Genomic DNA, 13706 nt, shown 5'->3' on the forward strand with positions numbered 1-13706 from the left:
GGGAGTGCTGCTCCCGGCGAACCGCGGGTCCATGCCGATCGGACGGGAGGGGAGTCAATTCCGGGTCGTCGCGGTGAGCTCGTGCTCCGGGTCCTGCGTCGGCAGGCGAGGGGATGCGTGCGCCACCGCGGCCGAGGCGTGGGCCTTGGCCAACGCGACGGGGAAGGCTCGGGTGGCCTGCCAGAGACGGAGGATCAGCCAGAGCTCGAAGAAGAGCAGCAGGACGCCGGCGACCGCCGACGTCTGGATCATCCAGCCGGTCAGGGGGCCGATGATGAACACCGCCATCTCGAACTCGATGCCGCTGACGAGGTGAGTACGGATCCGGCGGGACAACAGCTTGTGGCGCAGGCGGGCGCGGGTGCCGGGCGGCACGGAAACCGGTGCCGGCTCGGACGGGGACGGCGCGGGCACGGGGCCGCGTGCCTCGTCGAGCTCGTCCCGCATGGTCTGGCGAATCCTCGCCATCTGGTTCGAGTTCAAGTACCGGAAGAGGTCCAGGAAGGTCACGACCATCAGCGCCCACAGGTACGCCGTGGAGCCCGTCCTCGCGTACTGGCCGCCGAAGAGGGCGATGGCGCAGATGAAGACGCGGAGCCGGTCGAACATGAAGTCGAGCCAGGCGCCGAACATCGACCCCGTGTCGTGGAGGCGGGCGACCTTGCCGTCCACGCAGTCGACGACGAAGCTGGCGTGGAACAGGACGGCGCCGGCGACCAGCCACCATCGATCCTGCATCGCGAAGCAGGCCGCCGCGGCGAGGCCCAGGAGGGTGGCCAGGCCGGTAAGCAGATTCGGGGTGATCCTCCGGTACGGCGAGACCAGCCACACGAGCCTGGCCGCCACCGGATCGACGAGCAGCACCGTCCACCACGCGTCGCGAGCCTTGTATGTCTGCTCGCGGATTTCCTGCAGGGATGAGCGTTGCACCATAACCGGTATCAACGGCCCGGGCCCTGTCCCGGACACGACTTTTATCCCTTTTGTGACGCCAGTCGAGCGGTGGGGGAGAGGCTGGCGCGTGTGCTCGTGGTTACAACGAGCGATCCGCATAGTAACGTCCGTTCATGGTCAACCGTCGATATCCGACCGAGCGGGAAGCGGCTGCGGACGGGGCGGCGGAATCGACGTCCATCACGGCGCCGGATCGGGCCGGCATCCTCTCGGACGACCCGCCGGCGGTGCACTACGACGACGAGGAGCGACCCGCTCGGGTCCTGACGGGCCACGTCGGCCTCGGAGTCGCGAGCGTGGCCTTCGCCGCGGCGTTGCTCGTGCTCTGGCAGGTGTTCCGCCCGCTGGCCCAGGGCAGCCAGTTCTACCTGATCGTGTTCCTGTCCACCACGCTGCCGCTGGCGTTCCTCGTGTACCGCAGTGGCGTGCCGGCGCCGGCACGATGGCGGCGGAGCCGCCGCAACACGCGTACGGACGATGGCTCGGGCGCCGACGGGGAAACGGCCGTGGCCGGCCCGCGCGACCTGCCGACCGCCCTCGACTGGTCTCTGGCCGTCGCGACCCTGCTTGTCTGCCTGTACCCGCTCAACCCGTGGACCGGCGGCTACAACGGGTTCCTCGATCGGCAGGGGCTGCTCGACACCCCGGACATCGTGGCCGGGGCCGTCATGCTGGTGCTTGTCGTCGAGGCGTGCCGGCGTACGACAGGGCTCGCTCTTCCGGTTGTCTGCCTCGTCTTTCTCGCCTACGGGTATTACGGCGGGCTGCTTCCGCAGACCTGGACGATCGCCCACTCCGGGCTGGACTTCGCGCAGATCGTCGACGCGCTCTACAACTCGGGCAGCGGCTTCTACGGAACTCCGCTCGACGTTGCCGCCACGTACATCGTGCTGTTCACGATCTACGGTGCCGTGCTCGACCTTTCGGGGGCCAGCCGGTTCTTCGTCGACCTGTCGGTGGCCGCCTTCCGGAAGTCGCGGGGTGCCGCCGGGCGTACGGCCGTCGCCGCGGGGTTTCTGCTCGGGACCGTTTCCGGGTCGGGAACCGCGACCGCCGTCAGCGTCGGCGCCGTGACGTGGCCGATGTTGCGGCGGGCCGGATATCCGCCGGAGCAGGCCGGGGGCATGCTGGCCGCGGCCGGTGTCGGTGCGATCCTGTCGCCGCCCACGCTGGGCGCCGCCGCGTTCATCGTGGCGGAATACCTCGACGTCTCCTACCTCACCGTCCTCGGGTGGGCGATGATCCCGACCGTCCTGTACTACCTGGGCATCCTGCTCGCGGTCGAGATCGACGTGCGACGGCATGGGGTACGGGCCGTCGACGCGCCCGCCACCAGCGCGGGGCGGCTGCTCCTGCGGTTCGGCTATCACTTCTCGTCGCTCGTACTGATCGTCGTTCTGCTGGCGCTCGGGCAGAGCGCGACGCGCGCGGTGGTCTATGCGACGCTGCTGGCCGCGGCCCTGTCCTTTCTCGACCGGCGTGCCTGGCTGACGCCGCAGCGAGTGTTCAGCGCGCTGTCGGCCGGAGTGCGCGGGGTGCTGCCGGTCGTCGCGGTGTGCACGGCCGCCGGCATCATCACCGCGACCACGACGAAGACCGGCCTCGGCGCCCAGCTGGCGTCCCTGCTGGTCAGCGGCGCGCAGGCGGTGACGGACAACCCGGCGCTCGTGCTGGCCCTCACCGTCGCCCTCGCCGCGGTCGCCCTGGCGCTGCTGGGGCTGGCCGTGCCGGTCACCGCGAGCTTCATCATCGGGTGGGTGATCATCGGGCCGGCCCTGCTCGGCCTGGGGGTTCCGGCGCCGGCGGCCGCGATGTTCGTCTTCTACTACTCGGTGCTGTCGGAGGTGACGCCGCCGACGGCGCTGGCCGCGGTGGGCGCGAGCGCGATCACCGGGGGACGCACCGTGGCCACGATGTGGCAGGCGCTGAAGTACGCGCTGCCCGCGTTCCTCGCGCCCGTCGCCTTCGTCCTGACGGAGCCCGGCGAGTACCTGCTGGCGCGAGGTCCGGTCACCGGCATCGTCTGGGCGACGGCCGTCGCGATGCTCGCCGTGGTCGGCCTCGCGATCGCGACGGGGGCCTGGGTGCCGGGAATCGGCCCGGCGGGTACGGCCAGCCGCATCCTCGGTGGTCTGGCGGGACTACTGCTGCTCTATCTGTCGCCCGTGACGATCGCCATCGGCGTGGTGGCACTCGCGCTCTCCGCCGGTATCGCCTTCCTGAAGCAGGCGCGGCATCCGAGGGCCGCCTCGTGACCGGGGCCGCGGGCACCGACCGTGGCCGATGGGGACAAACCGAAAGCCGGGGGACCAGCCGGCTCCGATCTGAACGGAGAGGCGACACATGAGGAAGCTATTGGCGTTGACCGCGGCCGGCGCGCTGGCGGTGGCGGGTTGCGGCGGCAAACAGGACGCGGCCGAGACCGACACCGGCGGCGCGGTCACGTGCACGGTGGACAACGACACTCGGATCGGGATCGCGACCGGCAATGCGACCGGTGTGTATTTCGCGCTCGGGAATGCGTACGCGGAGCAGATCGGTGCCGGCGGCGGCAAGGTCAAGGCCACGGCCTCGGAAACCGGCGCTTCCGTGCAGAACATTCAGCAGCTGGTCGCCGGCGAGTTCGACGTGGCGTTCTCCCTCGCCGACAGCGCCGCGGATGCGGTGAACGGGGCCAGCAGTTTCACCGCGAAGCAGCCCGTGCAGGCGCTCGCGCGGATCCACACCAACTACACGCAGGTCATCGTACGGAAGTCGGCGGGCATCAAGGATGTGGCCGGGATGAAGGGCAAGCGGGTCTCGACCGGCTCGCCGAAGTCCGGGACCGAGGTCATCGCCAACCGGGTGCTGACCGCGGCGGGCCTCGACCCGGCCAAGGACGTCCAGGCGCAGCGGCTCGACCTCGCGAAGACCGTCGACGGCCTGAAGGACGGCTCGATCGACGCGATGTTCTGGTCCGGCGGACTGCCGACGCCCGGCATCACCGACCTGCTGACCACGTCCGGCAATCAGGTCCAGTTCCTCGACATCACGCCCGTCCTCGCGGGCCTGAAGAAGATCAATCCGGTGTACGAGGAGGGCGCGATCCCCGCTGCCACGTACAGGACGCCCGCGGACGTGAAGACGATCGTGGTGCCCAACCTGCTCCTGGTCCGGCAGAACCTGGACGCGGACGTGGCCTGCGTGCTGACGAAGACGCTCTTCGAGAAGCAGCCGCAGCTCGCCCAGGCCAACGCCGCCGCGAAGGAGATCACCCTCGACAAGGCGCGCCGGACGGAACCGGTCACCCTGCACCGCGGCGCCGCCAAGGCCCTCGACGACCTCGGCGCGCCCTGACCCACCGCCGGCGCCGACCGCTGCCGCCGGCCGGCGGCGGTCACCGCCGGATCGGCCAGGCCGATGCCTAGCTCCTCGCCGGATCGGCCAGGCCGATGCCCTGTTCCTCGCCGGCCCGGCGAGGCCGATGCCTTGCTCCTCGCCGGCCCGGCGGGGGCGAGCGGGCCCGACTCAGGCGGTGACCGCTGCCCATCCGCGGTCGAGCAGCTCGCAGGCTCGGGCGACGGCCGCCGCCGGGTCCGGACGGGAGCGAGCAAGGGTCACGATCTCGAGGGCGAAGCAGGCGAGCGCCGCGGAGGTCAGGTCGTCCGCCGGCCGTCCGGTCTGGGCGGCGATGGCGCGGGCGAGCGCTTCCTCGTGGCGTAGCCACATCGCGCGGGCGTATTCCCGCAACGCCGGCGTCCGCTGGACGAAGGCCTGGAACTCGGCGAGCCCGGACCCGGGGGTCTGGGGATCCGTGACGAAGCCGGTCAAGTGGATCCGCAGGGCCTCGGGGATCGTCCGGCCCGGCGGCCGGTCGGTCACGGCGGCGATCAGCGCCGCCTCGTTGTGGGTTTCGTCGTCGAAGACGAGGGCTTCCTTGCCGCCGGGGAAGTAGTTGAAGAGCGTCGACACGGAGACGTCGGCGGTCTCGGCGATCTGTCGCATGCTCACTTGCTCATAGCCGTGCGTGAGGAACAGCCGCAGTGCGGTGTCGGCGATCGCCTTACGGGTGGCCGCCTTCTTGCGCTCCCGCAGGCCGGTCGGTTCGCGGCCCGTGACACTCATGCCCCGACCCTATCTCAAACTTGGATCACAACGAAAGTTGGAACCATTGCATTTTTAGACTCGTTCCGCCTATCGTGACGGGGCAGGTGATCGGGGCGTCCTCCGATCACCCCGACACGAGAGGAAGAAGCGATGGAGTCTTCGAAACCGGCCGAGGCCAGGATCAGCATCATCGGTGCCGGTCCCGGCGGCCTGACGTGCGCCCGGATCCTGCAGCGTCACGGAATCCCGGTCACCGTCTACGACCGCGACACCGACGTGCATGCCCGCAACCAGGGCGGCAGTCTCGACCTGCACGCCGACGACGGCCAATTGGCATTGCGCGAGGCCGGCCTGCTCGACGAGTTCTTCGCTCTCGCCCGCCCCGAGGGGCAGGAGATGCGGCGCTTCGATACCGACGGCAACATCGTGTTCCGCCAGCTGCCGGAACCCGACGACCGGTACAAGCCGGAGATCGACCGCGGCATGCTGCGTGACCTGCTCCTCGGCTCCCTCGAGCCGGGCACTGTCCGGTGGGGCCGCGCGCTGGAATCGGTCGACGGCCCCACCGGCGGGCCTCGGCAGTTGCGCTTCTCCGACGGCACCACGACCGAGAGCGACCTGGTCATCGGCGCGGACGGAGCGTTCTCCCGGGTGCGGCCGGCGGTCTCCTCCGCGGTTCCGCGCTACACCGGGGTGACCTTCCTGGAGGCCCGGTTCGACGACGTCCAGGCGCGTCATCCCGGCATCGCCGACCTGATCGGCCACGGACTCGCGACCGGGACGGACGGCGAACGCGCGCTGGCCGCCCAGCGCAACAGCGGCGATCACCTCCGGGTCTACATCGTCCAGCGCGCCCCGCTGCACTGGATCTCGGAGGCAGGGCTGAGCGTCGACGACACCGCCGGCCTGCGGGCGTACCTGCTCGAACGGTTCGCCGGCTGGTCGCCCCGGGTGCTCGGCATGATCGCCGACAACGACGGCCCGTACGTCGACCGTCCCCTGTTCGTGTTGCCCGCACCGCACACCTGGGCGCACTCGCCGAGCGTGACCCTGCTCGGCGACGCCGCACACCTCATGCCGCCGGTGGGCGTCGGCGTCAACCTGGCCATGCTCGACGCGTACGAGCTGGCTCTGGCCCTGACGCGTGCCGACACGGTGGGCGAGGCCGTGCGCGCGTACGAACGAACCATGCTGCCGCGCTCCGCGGAGTGGAGCACCGCCCTGGACGGCGTGGCCGGCTTCCTGCTCGAGCGGGACGACAGCCACGAAGGCGGCGACAAGATGCGGGTGCTCAAGGACGAGATCAACGGCCGGGACGAGTCCGAATCCATCGCCCGATAGCTTCCCGCGTGCGACATCCGAGTCACCCCCAGGAGAGAAGAGAGACGATGAGCATCGATGGAAAATGGCACCTCACCCTGGTCACCGGCGGCGGCGAGGAAACCGTCGAACTGTTCCTGCAATCGGCGGGAGAAGCGCTGAACGGCACCTTCGACGGCAGGCCCCTCAGCGAGGGCCGGTTGCAGGGCGCCCGGGTGACCTTCACCGCCTCCATCACGTCGCCGATCCGGACGAGAATCAAGTGCGCCGCCCAGGTGGACGGAGAGGCGATGACGGGCGAGGCCCGTGCTCTGTTCATGACGGTGCCGTTCACGGCCACCCGCTCGTCCTCGCCCGTGGAGTCGTCATGAGGACGACCCTTCTGATCCTCTCTGCCGTGGTGGCGCAACTTGTCGGCCCTTCCGCGGCGGCCGGATCCGACCTCGCTCCCTCCGCCGATCGCCATTCCATCACCGGCAAGGCCTTCGACTTCAGCGCCGGGGAGAACCCCGAGGACCTGTCCTTCAACCCGGACGGCTCCATGAACATCTCCATGCTGGGCAAGGTCGCTCAGCAGCCGCCGTCGCTCGTCCGCCTGCATCGATCGGGTGCGGTCACCACCCTCTTCAAGGGTGAGAACGGCGAGATGCTGACCGGGAACGTACGCGCCGACGACGGGGTCATCTACTACAACCTCAACTCCCCCGTCGCCTCGCGCGCGGGCGTCTGGAAGCTTCCACCGGACGGACGGCCCGTGCGGGTGGCGGCGGTGCCCGGCGCCTCATTCCTGAACGGGCTCGCCCTGCACCCGGACGGCCGGTCGCTGTACATCGCCGACAGCGTCGCCGGGGTGATCTGGACCGTGGACATCCGGCTGGGCACCTCGGAGAAATGGTTCGAGAACCCGATCCTGGCGCCGACGGAATCGGATCGATTCGGCGCGAACGGGGTGCGATATCACCGCGGTGCGCTGTGGATCTCGAGCACCGCCCAGGGCGCGCTGTTGAAGGTGTCCATCACCCGGGCGGGCAGGCCGGGACGGATGGCGGTCGTCGCCTCGGGCGTCGTCGGCATCGATGACTTCACCTTCGCCGGCGACCACTCGGACGTGGCGATCGTCGCGGCGAACAGAAGTGCCGAGGTGCAGGTCATCCGGCCGGGCGGACGCAGAATCACGATCCTCAGCCGGGACGACGGCCTCAACTGGCCCACCGCGGCGGAGATCCGGGGATCCTCCCTTTACATCACTCAGGCCGGGCTCGAGGAGCCCCACGACGCCAGAGTGTGGCGAATCTCCACAGGGCGTACCCGGGAATTTTAAATGTGTTGGCGGCCCGGGGCGGAGGGGCTAACGTATGTCGCGTTCGCACGGCACACGGATTCAAGGGGGTTGAGATGATCGGCAGCACCGCGAAGCGCATGCGGGAACTGTGGATGAAGCGCCCCCGGCCGGGTTGGCGACGCGGCTGATCACCGCGTTCCGCCGCCGCCCCGGGTTCGCCGACGGCGGCTTTTCTTTGCCTACGGGTGTAGCTCAATCCGGTAGAGCAACGGTTTCCAACACCGTATGTTGCGGGTTCGATTCCTGCCGCCCGTGCCATTCACCATGACTTTTCCGACGCTCGAGGGGCGGTGGCCGGCGCGGGCCGGCTGCGGCGGGTACGACGACCGCCGGGCTCGCTGGCAGGGAACACTTGCGCTACCCCGCCAACGCGAAGGCCCACCGCCCCCCGGGAACAACAATTGCCCCCATGGCGCAGCTGGAAAGCGCGCGACGCTACGAACGTCGAGGCCGCAGGTTCGAGTCCTGCTGGGGGTGCGGGCGCCGCTAGCTCAAACGGTAGAGCAGCTGATTCTTAATCAGTATGTTCGGGGTTCGAGTCCCCGGCGGCGCACTCGCAGGGTGGAGCAGTTCGGAGTGCTCGCGGGTTTCATGAGCCCGAGGCCGTGGGTTCAAATCCCACCCCTGCCACGAACGGCCGCGGAATGGTTGCCGCGGCCACCGCAGGCGGAGCGTTGGCTGCTCACCCGCCCCTCATAAGGGCGGGCTGCCCGGTTCGACACCGGGGCCTGCGACCCAGTTCCGCCCGCTGTTCAGGTTCCGCAGCCTCGACGACGACCCGCGGGCGGCGTCAGGTCGTCGTGCGCAGCCAGCCGCCGTCGATGTAGTACGTCGAGCCGACCGCGTAACTCGCGCGTGGCGAGCACAGGAACACGAACAGGTCGGCGATCTCCTCCGGCTCGGCGAATCGGCCGATCGGCGCGTTGTCGTCGGCCACCTTCTGCAGGTACGCCTCCCAGGACGTGTCCGTGCCGGCGGTCAGCTGCTTCGCCGTCTTCTGCCAGTCCGGAGTCATGACCAGGCCCGGGTTGACCGCGTTGACCCGGATGCCGTCGCCGATCAGCTCGTTGGCCAGGCACTTCGAGAACATCACCAGCGCCGCCTTGGTGACGTTGTAGATCGGCTCGTAGCCCAGCGGCTGCGTCGCGCAGATCGACGCGTTGTGCAAGATCACCCCGCCGCCGCGGGCCTTCATCCCCGGAGCCAGGGCGCGGGCGAGGCGGACCGCCGCCATCACGTGCAGTTCCCAGTACGCCTGCCAGCGCTCGTCCGGTGCCTCGAGGATCGTCTCCTCGCTGCCCGTGCCCGCATTGTTGATCAGGATGTCGGCGCCACCGAACTCGGCGTCGACCGCCCCGGCGAGCAGCGCGACGCCGCCGGGGGTGGCGATGTCGGCGGGCACGGCGATTACGCGTACGGGGAAATCGGTCTTGATCGTGTCCGCGACGGCCCGCAGCCGTTTCCCGTCGCGGGCGCACAACGCCAGGTGGACGCCCTCGGCGGCCAGGCCGCGAGCGATGGCCAGACCGATGCCGACGCTGCCGCCGGTGATTACCGCGACCTTGTCCGTGAGCTGAAGATCCATCGGGCCTCCTGTTCGATCCGCGGCGCATCCGGTGCGCTCAAGGCACGGTCGCACAGCGCGAGGCAGAAGGCCCGACTCGACGGCCACGGAAATCGTGGCGCGGCGAAGGGGTGGGGGCGGGGAAGAAGGCCGCGACCGCGGTGTCGTTCCGCGGCGCGGCCGGCCGGGGAGCGGTCAGGAGCGGAGGGGAGCGCCTACGTCGCGGAGGTGGCGCAGGGCCATGCGGTAGGACTCGATGAGACCTGTCATCTCGTAGGAGACGCCGATCTCCTTGCAGTAGGCCTCCACGATCGGCTGGGCCTTGCGGAGGTTCGGGGTCGGCATGCCCGGGAACAGGTGGTGCTCGATCTGGTAGTTGAGGCCGCCGAGCGCGATGTCCGTCAGGATGCCGCCGCGGACGTTGCGCGAGGTCAGGACCTGCTTGCGGAGGAAGTCCTCGTCGCCGGTGGGGTGCGGCATGCCCTTGTGGTTGGGGGCGAAAGTCATGCCGAGGTAGACGCCGAACAGCGCCTGGTGCACCACGAAGAAGGCGAGCGCCTGCAGCGGGCTCAGCACGATCAGCAGGGCGGCCAGATAGCCGACGATGTGCACGGCGAGCAGCGTGCCCTCCAGCCCGCGGCGCTTGACGGTGCCGTTGCGGAGCGCGTCGATGCTGTCCTTGCGGAGGCTCAGGCCGAGCAGAGTGAGCAGCGGGAAGAACAGCCACGCCTGGTTGCGGGTCAGCCAGCGGTTGATCCGGCCCTTGCGGACGGCCGCGTCCTCCACCGACCACACCAGGGCCGCCGGCGCGACGTCCGGGTCGAGGTCGTCGTGGTTGGGGTTGGCGTGGTGCTTGGTGTGCTTGTCCATCCAGTAGGCGTAGCTCATGCCGATGCCGATGTTCCCGGCGATCAGCCCGGCGCGCGCGCTCGGCTTGTTGGTGCGGAACACCTGCCGGTGGGCCAGGTCGTGGGCGACGAGCGCGAGCTGGGCGAAGGCCACGGCGAGGACGACCGCCACGGCGAGCGTCCACCAGGACGAGCCGACCAGGAAGAACGCGGTCCAGGTGCCGACCAGCAGCAGGCCGACGGCGCTGAGGCGGAAGGCGTAGTAGCCGGGTGTGCGGTCGAGCAGCTTGGCCTCGGTGATGCGGCGTCCGAGTTCGGCGAAGTCGCTGCCGGCCGTGGCTCTGGGCCGTTCCATCGTCGTCATCCGACAAGGGTCCCGGATGCGGGGCGTGGTGTCAGGAGTGAAAGCACCCGGACGATGGTGGGGTTAACCCCACCATCCGCGGGAGCGTGCCCCACAAATGAAGGGGTGGCAGCACCATCGCCGTCCGGCCGGGCCGTCGACACAATGGGTCCATGGAGATGCGGACCTGGATGCGAGGCGGCCTGGAGGCCGTGGCGGGTGGTTTCATCGCCATCGGCCTGTCGCTGACCAACTTCCCGCTCCTGGTGCTCTGGCTGGTCGCGCTGGCACTCAGCCCGGTCGCCGGTCTCGGACTGATCGCACTGCCGTTCATGACCCTGGTGCTGCGGGCCCGCGCCGACCTCGAGCGCAAGCTCGCCGGCCGGGTCGGGGTCGTCATCGCCCGCCCGTATGCACCCGGCCCGACCCGGGCCGCGGCCGGCGGCTGGCGGCGCTACCAGTGGATTCTCACCGATCCCGCTACCTGGCGCGACGTCGCCTGGCTCGTGCCCGGCGCGATCGTTAGCATCGCTCTCGGCATCATCTCCCTGGCCGGACCGCTCTATGGGATCGAGGGCATCACGCTGCTTCCACTCTGGCTCTACCTCGGCACCGACTGGTACGGCTACGGGCTCTTCTGGCCGATCAACTCGTTCAGCGAGGGGCTGCTGTCCCTGCCGCAGGGTGTGTTGATCCTGGCCGTCGGCATCGCGGCCGCCCCTTGGCTGCGCTGGGTCGACGCGCGGTTCGCCAAGGTGTTCCTGGCCCCCACCAAGGCCGCTGAGCTGCGGCTACGGGTGGCACACCTGACGGTCAGCCGCGCGGACACGGTCGACGCGCAGGCCGCCGAGCTGCGCCGGATCGAGCGGGACCTGCACGACGGCGCCCAGGCGCGGCTGGTGTCGCTGGGCATGACGATCGGGCTGGCCGAGGAGATGCTCGACCGCGACCTCGCGCACGCCCGCAAGTTGCTCGCCGAGGCGCGGGAGGCCAGCGGCGCCGCCCTGGTCGAGCTTCGTCACCTCGTGCAGGGGATTCACCCGCCGGTGCTTGCCGAGCGTGGCCTCGACGGCGCGGTGCGGGCCCTCGCCCTTCAGCTGCCGTTGCCGATCAGCGTCGACGTCGATCTGCCGGGCCGCGCGGAGACGCCGGTCGAGTCGGCGGCCTACTTCGTGATGGCCGAGGCGATGACGAACGTGGTCCGGCACAGCGGTGCGCGGACGGCCGCGGTATCCATCCGGTACGAGGACGGGCGGATGACGATGGTGGTGCTCGATGACGGCAAGGGCGGCGCAAACCCGAAGGAGGGAACGGGTCTGCGGGGCATCGCGCGCCGCCTCGCTGCCTTCGATGGGACCATGACGCTGTCGTCCCCGCCGGGCGGGCCGACTGCCGTCACGATGGAGTTGCCGTGCGTGTTGTCATCGCCGAGGATCTCGCCCTCCTCCGGGACGGGCTGACCCGCATCCTGGAGGCCTTCGACTTCCAGGTGGTCGAGGCGGTCGACAACGGCCCCGCGCTGCTGCCGGCGCTGGTGCGGCATCGCCCGGACGTGGCGGTCGTGGACGTCCGGCTGCCGCCGACCTTCACGGACGAGGGACTACAGGCGGCGATTGCCGCCCGCACCGAGGTGCCCGGGCTTCCCGTTCTGGTGCTTTCCCAGCACGTCGAGCCGCTGTACGCGCGGGAGCTGCTCACCGACCGCAGCGGGGGCGTGGGCTACCTGCTCAAGGACCGCATCTCTGATGTGGCGCAGTTCGTGGGCGCGGTTCGCCGGGTGGCTGCCGGGGGAACCGCCATGGATCCGGAGGTGGTGTCACAACTGCTCGCCCGGCGGGAGCCACTCGCCGTGCTCACGGCCCGGGAACGTGAGGTGCTCGGGCAGATGGCCGAGGGACGGTCGAACGCGGCGATCGCGGCCAAGCTGTTCGTCACGGAGAAGGCGATCAGCAAGCACATCAACAACATCTTCACCAAGCTGGGCCTGCCACCGTCGGACGACGACAACCGCCGCGTGCTGGCGGTGCTCGCCTACCTCGGCGGCTGAGCGGCCCCCGCCCGCAGGCTCAGCGTTGCCAGGTGAGCTTCGCCACCCGGCCCTGCTCGCCCGAGGCCCAGCATGCCCCCCGTACGCAGCGCACCGCGTCGAAGCTGCCGCTGTCGAACTCCTTCCAGCTGCGGCCGCCGTCGAGGCTGATGTCGCTGCCGGTCGGGCCCACTGCCAGCGCCGAGGTGGTGCTCAGCCAGGTTGCTCCCGAGCGGTATTCGCCCGGCTCGGATCGGGATGGGGTCCAGGTGTGGCCGCCGTCGTGGGTGGTGGCGGCCGCGTCGGGGGCCGTTTCGGGGGTTGCGTAGTCGCCGCCGACCGCCAGGCCGTGCCGGGGGTCGCGGAAGGCCAGGCTGTAGATGCCCGCGCTCGGGCCGCTCGGGATGCCGGTGTCCGTCGCGTGCCAGGTGCGTCCGCCGTCCGCTGTGGCGAAGATGCGGGCCCGGTCGGCGCCGCCGGTGGCGAACCAGGCGTGGTGGCCGGCCGAGACCGAGCCGGCCGAGACCGAGCCGGCCGAGACCGAGCCGGCCGAGAGCGGGCCGGCCGAGACGAGGCAGGTGCCGCTCGCGGCGAAGGCGAATTCGCCGGGCAGGGCGTCCGGCATTCCCGTGGTCGGCTGGACGTGCCAGGTGCGGCCGCCGTCGGAGGTGGCGAGGATGCGGAATTTCCCCGCCACCGGGTCGGAGAGGGCCAGGCCGTGGCGGCGGTCCAGGAAGGTGACGCAGTCGTAGAAGGCCGCCGGGTCGGCGTTGCGGAAGGTTTCCGTCCAGGTGGCGCCGCCGTCGCCGGTCGCGTACAGGCGGGACTGGTCGCCCTCGCCGATGGTCAGGGCCACGGCGTGGCGGGCGTCGAAGGCCTCGATGTCGCGGAACTGGAGTTCGGCCGTACCCGGGGGGTCGATCCGCTGCCAGGAGCGCGCGCCGTCCACCGTACGCAGGATGGTGCCGCCGGAACCGGCCACCCAGGCGACCTTGTCGCTGACCGGGGCGAGGCCGCGGAAGCGGGCCGTCACGCCCGTGCCGGAGAGTTCCCACGACGGCGCGGGTCCGCCGGAGCTGAAGCCGCTCGTGGCGGCGAGGGTGACCAGGCCGAGCGCGGCCATCGAGAGCTTTCGAATCATGGTTGCGAAACCTACTCCCGTTGGCGGCCGGAGCGGACGAACGGGGCGCGGAATTCTTCAGATCGGCCGCGGTCGGTCCGAT

12 protein-coding genes and 4 tRNA genes are annotated in these 13706 nt (G+C 70.3%); 11 read left to right on the top strand and 5 right to left on the bottom strand.

What is annotated here, in order from left to right; translation table 11 throughout:
- Positions 1-54 precede the first annotated feature (54 nt).
- Entirely contained in the window at positions 55-933 is an 879-nt protein-coding gene (locus CLV70_RS26125; protein ID WP_106129233.1) for a CDP-alcohol phosphatidyltransferase family protein, read from the bottom strand.
- A 134-nt stretch (positions 934-1067) separates the two neighbouring features.
- Here CLV70_RS26125 and CLV70_RS26130 point away from each other — a divergent pair, with 134 nt between their 5' ends.
- Both CLV70_RS26130 and CLV70_RS26135 read left to right on the top strand, forming a co-directional pair.
- A complete protein-coding gene (locus tag CLV70_RS26130; RefSeq protein WP_106129234.1) occupies positions 1068-3209 on the top strand; it encodes a TRAP transporter permease in 2142 nt (713 codons plus the stop codon).
- Between the two features lie 88 nt (positions 3210-3297).
- Complete coding sequence (locus CLV70_RS26135; protein ID WP_106129235.1) at positions 3298-4290, top strand: TAXI family TRAP transporter solute-binding subunit; 993 nt, start codon at positions 3298-3300, stop codon at positions 4288-4290.
- A 171-nt stretch (positions 4291-4461) separates the two neighbouring features.
- Here the strand turns inward: CLV70_RS26135 and CLV70_RS26140 are convergent, their stop codons facing one another.
- The gene (locus CLV70_RS26140; RefSeq protein WP_106129236.1) at positions 4462-5058 is read right to left on the bottom strand and encodes a TetR/AcrR family transcriptional regulator; all 597 of its coding nucleotides are present in this window, start codon (positions 5056-5058) and stop codon (positions 4462-4464) included.
- Positions 5059-5190: 132 nt separating this feature from the next.
- On the opposite strand from CLV70_RS26140, the gene CLV70_RS26145 reads away from it, so the two are divergent.
- The 7 genes from CLV70_RS26145 (at position 5191) to CLV70_RS26175 (ending at position 8332) form a co-directional block, all read left to right on the top strand.
- Entirely contained in the window at positions 5191-6381 is a 1191-nt protein-coding gene (locus CLV70_RS26145) for an FAD-dependent oxidoreductase (RefSeq protein WP_106129237.1), read from the top strand.
- Positions 6382-6428: 47 nt separating this feature from the next.
- Entirely contained in the window at positions 6429-6731 is a 303-nt protein-coding gene (locus tag CLV70_RS26150; RefSeq protein WP_106129238.1) for a hypothetical protein, read from the top strand.
- Positions 6728-7681, top strand: a complete 954-nt coding sequence (locus CLV70_RS26155) for an SMP-30/gluconolactonase/LRE family protein (protein ID WP_146164159.1) — start codon at positions 6728-6730, stop codon at positions 7679-7681. Before CLV70_RS26150 ends, CLV70_RS26155 begins: the two co-directional genes overlap by 4 nt.
- Before the next feature lie 202 nt (positions 7682-7883).
- A tRNA-Trp gene (locus CLV70_RS26160) sits at positions 7884-7960 on the top strand.
- 145 nt (positions 7961-8105) lie between these two features.
- Positions 8106-8179: transfer RNA gene (locus tag CLV70_RS26165), tRNA-Arg, on the top strand.
- 3 nt (positions 8180-8182) lie between these two features.
- Positions 8183-8255 (top strand) — tRNA-Lys (locus tag CLV70_RS26170).
- Between the two features lie 2 nt (positions 8256-8257).
- Positions 8258-8332: transfer RNA gene (locus CLV70_RS26175), tRNA-Met, on the top strand.
- Between the two features lie 160 nt (positions 8333-8492).
- On the opposite strand, the gene CLV70_RS26180 is transcribed toward CLV70_RS26175, so the two are convergent.
- Both CLV70_RS26180 and CLV70_RS26185 read right to left on the bottom strand, forming a co-directional pair.
- Positions 8493-9287 (bottom strand): SDR family NAD(P)-dependent oxidoreductase, encoded by a 795-nt coding sequence (locus tag CLV70_RS26180; protein WP_106129240.1) that lies wholly within the window; start codon positions 9285-9287, stop codon positions 8493-8495.
- Between the two features lie 174 nt (positions 9288-9461).
- Complete coding sequence (locus CLV70_RS26185; RefSeq protein ID WP_106129241.1) at positions 9462-10478, bottom strand: fatty acid desaturase family protein; 1017 nt, start codon at positions 10476-10478, stop codon at positions 9462-9464.
- 152 nt (positions 10479-10630) lie between these two features.
- On the opposite strand from CLV70_RS26185, the gene CLV70_RS26190 reads away from it, so the two are divergent.
- A complete protein-coding gene (locus tag CLV70_RS26190; RefSeq protein WP_106129242.1) occupies positions 10631-11917 on the top strand; it encodes a sensor histidine kinase in 1287 nt (428 codons plus the stop codon).
- Positions 11869-12504, top strand: a complete 636-nt coding sequence (locus tag CLV70_RS26195; protein WP_106129243.1) for a LuxR C-terminal-related transcriptional regulator — start codon at positions 11869-11871, stop codon at positions 12502-12504. The genes CLV70_RS26190 and CLV70_RS26195 overlap by 49 nt, the downstream gene beginning before the upstream one ends.
- 19 nt (positions 12505-12523) lie before the next feature.
- Here CLV70_RS26195 and CLV70_RS26200 read toward each other — a convergent pair whose 3' ends face one another.
- A complete protein-coding gene (locus CLV70_RS26200; RefSeq protein WP_245908465.1) occupies positions 12524-13624 on the bottom strand; it encodes a WD40/YVTN/BNR-like repeat-containing protein in 1101 nt (366 codons plus the stop codon).
- Positions 13625-13706: the final 82 nt, after the last annotated feature.

Source organism: Pseudosporangium ferrugineum, from assembly GCF_003002065.1.
GTDB lineage: Bacteria > Actinomycetota > Actinomycetes > Mycobacteriales > Micromonosporaceae > Actinoplanes > Actinoplanes ferrugineus_A.